Consider the following 8136-nt stretch of genomic DNA (forward strand, 5'->3'; position numbering starts at 1 on the left):
TGTCGTTCAAGCGCTGGCGGCTCGGGCGGCCGCGACGTGGCAGGCGACCTCGGTCTCCTCACCGCCGGTGAGGATGGGCACGTCCTGCGTGCGGCAGCGGCGCTCCATCTCCTCCGGCAACCCGGCCGCCACCAAGGGACAGCGCGGGTGGAAACGACACCCGGCGGGGATGCGCGTCGGGTCCGGCGGCTCACCGGAGAGCACGATCGGCTCCTCGGTCTCCGACAGCACCGACAACAACGCCTGCGTGTACGGGTGCTTCGGCGCGGTGAGGACTTCCTCGACCGGGCCGACCTCCACGAGCCTGCCCAGGTACATCACCGCGACCCGGTCGGCGATGTTCCACGCCAGGCCCAGATCGTGCGTCACCACCAGCGCCGCGAGATCCAGGTCCTGCCGCAGCTTCAGCAGCAGAGCCAAGATCTCCCCGCGCACGGAGGCGTCCAGCGAGGCCACCGGCTCGTCGGCGATGAGCAGCTTCGGCTGCAAGGCCAGCGCGCCCGCGATCACCACGCGCTGCCGCTGCCCGCCGGAGAGCTCGTGCGGGAACGCCAGGAAGTACCGCTCCGGCGGCCGCAAACCCGCCCGGGACAAGGCATCGGCGACCAGCTCGCGCTCATCGCCGGGCACCTTGTGGATGCGCAGCCCCTCGGCCACCGCCTCGTAGACGCTGTGCCGGGGGTTGAGCGCGCCCGTGGGGTCCTGCAACACCAGCTGCGCCTGCCTGCGGTAGGCCTTGAGGCCCTTCGCGGTGGTCGGCAGCGGCTCACCCTCGAACCGGATCACGCCCTGCGCGGGCTGGACCAGGCCCAGCAGCGAGCGGGCGAGCGAGGTCTTGCCGCAGCCGGACTCGCCGACCAGCGCCACGATCTCGCCCTTGCGCACCGTCAGGCGCACACCATCCACCGCGCGCGCCGTGGCACCACCGCGCGCGGTGAACCGCACCGACAGGTCCTCAGCCCTGATCAGCTCGCTCATACCGGCTCCCCCGCAGGCTCTTCGATCCGCACGCACGCTGCCTGGTGGCCCGGTTCTGCTTGGCGCAGAAGCACATCCGTGCTCTCACACTCCACAGTGGACACAGGGCAGCGCGGGTGGAACGGGCACCCGCCCGGCAGGTTCGTCGGATCGGGCGGATCACCCGGCAACCCCTGCGGAGCCATCCGCGACGCCGGGTCGCCGACCGTCGGGAACGCCGCGGCCAGCGCCTTGCTGTAGGGGTGCGCGGGCTGGTGCATCACCTGGGCGCTCGGCCCCAGCTCCACCATCCGGCCCGCGTACATCACCGCCAGCCGCTGACAGGTCTGGGCCAGCACCGACAGGTCGTGGCTGATCATCATCAACCCGATCCCGGACTCGCTGACCAGCTCGCCCAGCAGCTTCAGCACCTGCGCCTGCACCATCACGTCCAGCGCGGTGGTCGGCTCGTCGGCGATCACCAGGCGCGGCCCGCAGGCCAGCGCCATCGCGATCATCACCCGCTGCTTCTGCCCGCCGGAGAGCTCGTGCGGGTAGGCCTTCGCGTGCCGCCGGGGCAGCCCGACGCGCTCCAGCAGCTCACCGACCGCGCGCTGCACGTCAGCGGGCGAGCTGGACTTCGCGCCCGCCCCGCCGTGCAACGTGATCGGCTCCGCCAGCTGGTCACCGATGCGCAGCACCGGGTTCAACGCGTGCATCGCGCCCTGGAAGACCACCGACGCGCCCGCCCAGCGGACCGCGCGCAGCCGCCCGAAGGACATCGTGCGCACGTCCTCGCCGTCCAGCAGCACCTCGCCGCCGATCACCGCCGTCTTCGGCAGCAGCCGCAGCACGGACATGGCCAGGGTCGACTTCCCGCAGCCGGACTCCCCCGCCATGCCGAGGGTCTGCCCGGCCTCCAGGGTGAGGTTGACCCCGCGCACAGCGGGCACCAGGCCACGGCGCGAGCGGTAGTCGATGGTCAGGTCACGCAACTCCAGCAGTGCCGACATCAGCGCTCCCCTCGCAGCCTCGGGTTGAGCACGGTCTCCAGAGCCCTTCCGCACAGGGTGAAGGCGAGCACCACGGCCACGATGCCCAGGCCGGGCGGCAGCAGGTACCACCACGCGCCGGTGGTCACCGCGCCGTTGCTCGCCGCCGACTTCAGCATCGATCCCCACGTGACCTGCGTCGGATCACCCAGGCCGAGGAAGGACAGCGTGGACTCCGCGATGATCGCGCTGGCCACCGCGAGCGTGGTGTTGGCGAAGACCAGCGGCAGCACCGAGGGCAGCACGTGCTTGGTGATCACGTGCGTGTGCCCGCCGCCCAGCGCCCGCGCCCGCTCGATGTAGGGGCGGGCCTCCACCGACAGGGTCTGCGCCCGCACCAGGCGCGCGGTGCTCGGCCACGAGGTCAGCCCGATCGCCAGGATGATCGTGAACAGCCCGCGGTCCAGGACCGTGGACAGCGCGATCGCCAGCACCAGCGACGGCAGCACCAGGAAGAAGTCGGTGAAGCGCATCAGGATCGCCGACACCCAGCCGCCGAAGTGCGCCGACAGCACACCGATCACCGTGCCGATCACCACCGACAGCAGCGCCGCCGACAGGCCGACGGTCAGCGAGACGCGCGCGCCCCACCACGTCAGCAACAGCACCGAGCGGCCGTTCTCGTCGGTGCCGAGCAGGTAGTCCCCGCTCGGCGCGCCCAGCGAGGGGCCGGTCACCTTGGTGACGTCCAGCTCCGCGGAGTTCGTCAGCACCGGGGCGAGGATGGCCAGCGCCGCGATCACGCCGAGCGCGATCAGCCCGGCCAGGCCGCTGCGCTGCGCGCGGAACTGCTTCCACGCCCGCGAAGCGGCTTCCTTGCGCCGAGCCCACCCGAGCGCGCTGGGAGACTGTTTTTGGCTCATACGGCACGCACCCTGGGGTCGAACACCCGGTAGAGCAGGTCAGCGACCACGTTCATCGCCACCACGCTCCCGGCGAGAACGGTGAACACGCCCTGCAGCAGCGGCAGGTCGGGGTAGCTCAGCGCCTCGTAGAGCAGCAGGCCCAGCCCCGGCCAGGAGAACACCGTCTCCACCGTGATCGCGCCCTGCACCACGAGCCCGAGGTGCAGGAACACCAGGGTGATCGCGGGCAGCATCGCGTTGGGCACGGCGTGCCTGCGGCGCACCATGTCCTCGCGCATGCCCTTGGCGCGGGCGGTGTTGAGGTAGTCCGCGCCCATCTCCTCCAGCAGCGAGGAGCGCATCACCAGCTGGTACTGCGCGTAGACCACCGCGACGAAGGTGACGCACGGCAGCACCAGGTGGTGGGCAGTGTCCAGCAGCTGCGGCAGGAACTCCTTCGGCGTGCTCGGGTCGACCATGCCGCCGGAGGGGAACAGGTTGCCGGTCAGCATCAGCAGCAGCAGGCCCAGCCAGAACGTCGGCACCGACCACAGGGTCAGCGCGAGGCTGGTGGTGGTGCGGTCGAAGCGGCTGCCGTGCTCCCACGCGCCGCGGATGCCGATCCACATGCCGAGGATGACCGCGAGGATCGTGCCGGTGCCGACCAGCAGCAGGGTCGGGCCGACGCGCTCCAGGATCATCTCGCCGACCGGGCGGCTGTAGGCGTAGGAGGTGCCGAAGTCGCCGGTCAGCAGGCCACCGACGTAGTCGAGGAACTGCTTCCACAGCGGGTCGTCGAGGCCGAAGCGGATGCGCAGCTCGGCGATCGCCTCAGGGGTGGTGGGACGGCCTCGGGTCATGGTCAGGACGGGATCGCCCGGCAGCACGCGGAAGAGCAGGAAACCCAGCCCAGCCACGAAGGCGACGCTGATGACCGCGCCGCCGAGCTTGCCGAGGACGAAGCGGAGGGTGCCAGACGAGGACCGCCGGCCAGTGCTGGCCGGCGGCTCCGTCTGCTCACCCGGGGTGAGCAGGTCAGTCACGAGAACTACTCCCGGTCGTCCGAGGACACCTTGCGGCGCTTGGAGATCACGACGATGGCGATGCCGCCGAGCACGACCACGGCGATCACGACACCGATCAGCACGCCGCTGCCGGAGGAGCCGCCGGAGCCCTGTGCCGACCCGACGGGCTCGGCGCCGTAGTAGCCCCACACGCCGTTCTGCTCGCGGATCACGCCGTTGCCCTCGGGCTGTTTGGCGAAGCCGGAGAACTTGTCGGAGCGGTAGGCCTCCAGCGCGTTCTCGTAGTAGAGCACCAGCGACGGCCGGACCTCGTTGTAGCGGGCCTGCGCCTGCTTGACCAGCTCGGTGCGCTTGGTCCGGTCGAACTCGGCCAGCTGCTTGGCGTAGAGCTCGTCGTAGGTCTTGTCGCACATGTAAGCGGCGGTGGTGCCGCCCTTGCCGTCGGCGCCCGGGCGCTGCGAGCAGGTGCTCAGCGACAGGATGTAGTCCGGGTCGGGGTTGGTGCCCCAGCCGGAGAACGCCAGGTCGTAGTTGCCGGTGTTGGTCTGCTCGTTCATCTGGTTGCCGGAGATCGTGGTGAAGTCCACGGCGATGCCGATGTCGAGCATCCACTGCTTGATGAACTCGCCCGAGGTGACGTCGTTCGGGCGGTCGTTGCGCGCGTACAGGCGCAGCTTCAGCGGCTTGCCGTCGGTGCTGATCCGCACGCCGTCGGCGCCCTTGCGCAGGCCCAGCTCGTCGAGCGCCCTGTTCGCCGCAGCCGGGTCGTAGGTGTTCAGCTCGGCGCCCTTGGGCTCCCAGTGGAAGTCGGAGAACACCGGCGGGATGAGGCCCTTGCCCTGCTCGCCGAAGCCCTTGAGCACCCGCTCGACCAGTGCCTTGGTGTCGATGCCCTGGCTGATCGCCTTGCGCACCCGCACGTCCTTGAGCGCGGCGTTGCCGTCACCGATGGCCACGTTGTCGCGGGTGGCCGCGCCCGGGTTGATCAGCAGCTCGCTGAAGCGGCGGCCCGGCGCCTTGTTCAGCGTGATGTTCGCGTCCGAGCCCAGCGCCTGGTACTGCGTCGGGGTCAGCCGGTTGATCAGGTCGACCTCGCCCTTGCGCAGTGCCTGCACCGCGGCGTCGCTGTTCTTGAAGTACAGGAACTGCAGCTCGTCGATCTTCGGGGCACCGCGCCAGTAGTCCTTGTTGGCCTTGAGCCGGATGAACTGGTCCGGCTTGTGCTCGGTGAGGATGAACGGCCCGGAACCGACGACCGGCATCTGGTCGTTGGCGAACTTGCCGATGTCGGAGACCTTGGACCACAGGTGCTCGGGGACGATCGGCACGTCGAGGGAGAGCATGGTCGCCTGCGGCGTCTTGGTCTCGATGACCAGCGTCCGCTCGTCCTTGGCGGTGACCGACTTGAACGTGCTGACGAAGCTGCCGTTGGCGGTGGCGGCCGCGTCGTTGGTCATCATCAGGTTGTAGGTGAACGCGACGTCCTTCGCCGTGATCGGCGTGCCGTCGGTCCACTTCGCCCCTGAGCGAACGGTGTAGGTCCAGGTGAGCTTGTCCGGCGAGGACTCCCACTTCTCAGCCAGACCCGGCGCGGGCGAGTTGTCCTTCGCCGCGTTGGTGTTGAGGAAGTCGTACATCAACCGGCCGAGCTCGGTCGAGGACTGGAACACCGCGAGGAACGGGTTCAGCGAATCGATGTTCTGCAGCAGTCCCACCCGCAGCACCGGCCCAGGCTGTTGTTGCTGCTGGGCGTGCGCGGGGACGGCGACGGGAGCCGCCAGTAAACCGCCGCACACCAAGGCGCTGAGAAAACCTGCCAACCGGCGACCTGCCGACATTGTTCACCTCACCCTTCTCGCTGGGTGCGAGAAAATAACCACTTACGCGATGTGGAAGTCAACGAGTACCTAAAACGGCGGCCAAGACGTAACGTGGGCGCCGTGCGGATCTTGATCTCAGCGGACATGGAGGGCGTCACCGGGGTCACCTTCGGTGGCGACGTTCTGCCAGGCAGCCCCGGATGGCAACGCTTCCGCCCCGTGTTCACCGGAGACGTCAACGCCTGCGTCGAGGGACTCTACGCGGGCGGTGCGACAGAGGTGATCGTGAACGAGGCGCACAGCTCGCAGCGCAACCTGCTGCTCGAGGACCTCGACGTGCGGGCCCGCATGCTCACCGGTCGGCACAAGCCGCTGTCGATGATGCAGGGCGTGGGCTCCGGTGTGGACGGAGTGGTCTTCCTCGGCTACCACGCCGCCGCCGGGCAGGACGGCGTCCTCGCGCACACCTACTTGGAGAACAGCGTCACCGGCGTGTACCTCGACGGCGTGCTCGCCAGCGAGGGCAGGCTCAACGCCGCGCTGGCCGCCGAGCACGGCGTCCCGGTGCTGATGATCACCGGCGACGACCGCTGCTGCGTGGACGCCCAGGACTACGTCCCCGACGCCGAGCACGTCGCCGTCAAGGAGTGCGTCAGCCGCTACGCCGCCATCTGCCTGCCCCCGGCGCGCGCGTGGGAGCTGATCCGCACCGGCGCCGAGAAGTCCATGGCCCGCGCCGGGCGTGTCGCGACCGCTCCGGCTCCGCACCGCATCGAGGTCGAGTTCGACGCCACCCACCTCGCCGCGGCCGCCGCCGTGATCCCCACGGTGGAGCAGATCGACGTGCTGCGCGTCGGCTTCGACGCCCCGGACATGACCGAGGCGATGAAGTGCTTCAAGATCGTCTGCGCGATCGCCTCCGGTGCCAAGGAACCCGACTGGGGCTGAGTCCCGGGGCTCAGCCGACCGGGCCGAGCAGGTGGTTGCCCGGCGCGGCCGGGTCGGTGCTCAGGTAGAACTCCACGATCGCCGTGCGGTACTCCGCGTGGCTGATCACACCGTCGCCATCGAGGTCCAGCAGCGTGAACGCGTGCGCCGAGTGCTCCTCGGAGACGCCGAGCACCGAGTAGAGGCGCACGTACTCCTCCCGGCTGAGCACACCATCGGCGTTGGTGTCGAAGGCGCGCATCACCGCGTCGGCGATCGCCATCACCGCGCTCTCGAAGTGCTCGGGAGCGGTGACGTTCTGCGCCATGACAGCGGCGAACTCCGCGCGCGAGACGAGACCGTCTCCGTCGATGTCGGCGTGCTGGAGCAGCAGGCGCCACCACGCGTCGAAGGTGTCGTGGATGGCGGCGACGGTCGCCGTGTCGTCCTCCGCGGCCACCTTGGAGAAGACCCCGGCGATCGCGCGGAAGTCCTCGCGATCGAGGTGCGCGTCCCCGTCCTGGTCGAACCAGTCGAAGAGCGCGCTGAACTTCTGGTCCGTCATGGTTGTCATGCGTCGCATCCCCGATCGACAGGTGGGCTGGCCGATGATCTTGGCACGGAGGGCGCGACCGGGGCGATTCCCCGACCGGGGCTAACGTCGGGGCATGACGCAGACCTTCGGCGACGTGCGCTGGCGCAAGCTCGGTGAAGCAGGGAAGCCACCCGTGGTGTTGTGCCATGGCACCCCGTTCTCCTCCTACGTGTGGCGCGCGGTGGCTCGATCCCTGTCACGCCACCACGAGGTGTTCCTGTGGGACATGCCCGGCTACGGCGCTTCCGCCCAGTACGACGGCCAGGACGTCTCCCTCGCCGCTCAGGGCCAGGTCTTCGCGTCGCTGCTCGACCACTGGGGCCTGGAAGCGCCTTTGGTGGTGGCGCACGACTTCGGCGGAGCGGTGTCGCTGCGCGCGCACCTGCTGCACGGCGCCCGCTACCGCGCGCTGGCCCTCGTCGACCCCGTCGCGCTCGCGCCGTGGGGCTCGCCGTTCTTCCGCCTCGTCGGCCAGCACGCCGCCGTCTTCGAGCAGCTGCCGCCCGCGCTGCACCGCGCCCTCGTGCGCGAGTACGTCAGCTCCGCCAGCGCCAAGGGCCTGCACCCCGACGTGCTCGACCAGCTCGTCGCGCCCTGGCTCGGCGACCCCGGCCAAGGCGCGTTCTACCGGCAGATCGCCCAGTCCGACCAGCACTTCACCGACGAGGTCCAGCACCGCTACCCGGAGATCGACATCCCCGTGCTCATCTGCTGGGGCGAGCAGGACACGTGGATTCCGATCGCCAAGGGCCACGAACTCGCCGAGCTCATCCCTGGCGCCCGCTTCGAACCCATCGCGGGCGCAGGCCACCTCGTCCAGGAGGACGCCCCCGCCGAACTCACCGCCGCCCTGCTCGACTTCGTGGCCGCCCACACCCCTCCCACCAGCTAGAATCCCCTCATGCACACCACCTG

8 protein-coding genes are annotated in these 8136 nt (G+C 69.8%); 2 read left to right on the forward strand and 6 right to left on the reverse strand.

Annotated elements, in window-relative coordinates; genetic code table 11:
* Positions 1–6: 6 nt before the first annotated feature.
* Genes CCN37_RS33330 through CCN37_RS33350 form a run of 5 tightly spaced genes read right to left on the reverse strand, consistent with a single transcriptional unit; the run spans position 7 to position 5717 of the window.
* On the reverse strand, positions 7–978 hold the full coding sequence (locus tag CCN37_RS33330; RefSeq protein WP_086828643.1) for an ABC transporter ATP-binding protein: 972 nt from the start codon (positions 976–978) through the stop codon (positions 7–9).
* Positions 975–1970: an ABC transporter ATP-binding protein gene (locus CCN37_RS33335; RefSeq protein WP_086828645.1), complete on the reverse strand. Its 996-nt coding sequence runs from the start codon at positions 1968–1970 to the stop codon at positions 975–977. The genes CCN37_RS33330 and CCN37_RS33335 overlap by 4 nt, the downstream gene beginning before the upstream one ends.
* A complete protein-coding gene (locus CCN37_RS33340) occupies positions 1970–2872 on the reverse strand; it encodes an ABC transporter permease (RefSeq protein ID WP_086828647.1) in 903 nt (300 codons plus the stop codon). Before CCN37_RS33340 ends, CCN37_RS33335 begins: the two co-directional genes overlap by 1 nt.
* Positions 2869–3897, reverse strand: a complete 1029-nt coding sequence (locus tag CCN37_RS33345) for an ABC transporter permease (RefSeq protein WP_086828649.1) — start codon at positions 3895–3897, stop codon at positions 2869–2871. The genes CCN37_RS33340 and CCN37_RS33345 overlap by 4 nt, the downstream gene beginning before the upstream one ends.
* 5 nt (positions 3898–3902) lie before the next feature.
* Positions 3903–5717: an ABC transporter substrate-binding protein gene (locus CCN37_RS33350; protein WP_086828651.1), complete on the reverse strand. Its 1815-nt coding sequence runs from the start codon at positions 5715–5717 to the stop codon at positions 3903–3905.
* A gap of 102 nt (positions 5718–5819) precedes the next feature.
* Here CCN37_RS33350 and CCN37_RS33355 point away from each other — a divergent pair, with 102 nt between their 5' ends.
* Entirely contained in the window at positions 5820–6647 is an 828-nt protein-coding gene (locus CCN37_RS33355; protein WP_086828678.1) for a M55 family metallopeptidase, read from the forward strand.
* A gap of 10 nt (positions 6648–6657) precedes the next feature.
* Here CCN37_RS33355 and CCN37_RS33360 read toward each other — a convergent pair whose 3' ends face one another.
* Entirely contained in the window at positions 6658–7200 is a 543-nt protein-coding gene (locus CCN37_RS33360; protein WP_210408314.1) for an EF-hand domain-containing protein, read from the reverse strand.
* A gap of 94 nt (positions 7201–7294) precedes the next feature.
* Here CCN37_RS33360 and CCN37_RS33365 point away from each other — a divergent pair, with 94 nt between their 5' ends.
* Complete coding sequence (locus tag CCN37_RS33365; protein WP_086828655.1) at positions 7295–8113, forward strand: alpha/beta fold hydrolase; 819 nt, start codon at positions 7295–7297, stop codon at positions 8111–8113.
* Positions 8114–8136: the final 23 nt, after the last annotated feature.

Origin of the sequence: Allokutzneria sp. NRRL B-24872 (assembly GCF_002155965.1) — a bacterium.
Classification (GTDB): Bacteria; Actinomycetota; Actinomycetes; order Mycobacteriales; family Pseudonocardiaceae; genus Allokutzneria.

What these genes read in the sequence shown, in the direction of transcription:
- CCN37_RS33330 (WP_086828643.1), bottom strand. Translation starts at nt 978, where the DNA reads ATGAGCGAGCTGATCAGGGCTGAGGACCTGTCGGTGCGGTTCACCGCG.
- CCN37_RS33335 (WP_086828645.1), bottom strand. Translation starts at nt 1,970, where the DNA reads ATGTCGGCACTGCTGGAGTTGCGTGACCTGACCATCGACTACCGCTCG.
- CCN37_RS33340 (WP_086828647.1), bottom strand. Translation starts at nt 2,872, where the DNA reads ATGAGCCAAAAACAGTCTCCCAGCGCGCTCGGGTGGGCTCGGCGCAAG.
- CCN37_RS33350 (WP_086828651.1), bottom strand. Translation starts at nt 5,717, where the DNA reads ATGTCGGCAGGTCGCCGGTTGGCAGGTTTTCTCAGCGCCTTGGTGTGC.
- CCN37_RS33360 (WP_210408314.1), bottom strand. Translation starts at nt 7,200, where the DNA reads ATGACAACCATGACGGACCAGAAGTTCAGCGCGCTCTTCGACTGGTTC.
- CCN37_RS33365 (WP_086828655.1), top strand. Translation starts at nt 7,295, where the DNA reads ATGACGCAGACCTTCGGCGACGTGCGCTGGCGCAAGCTCGGTGAAGCA.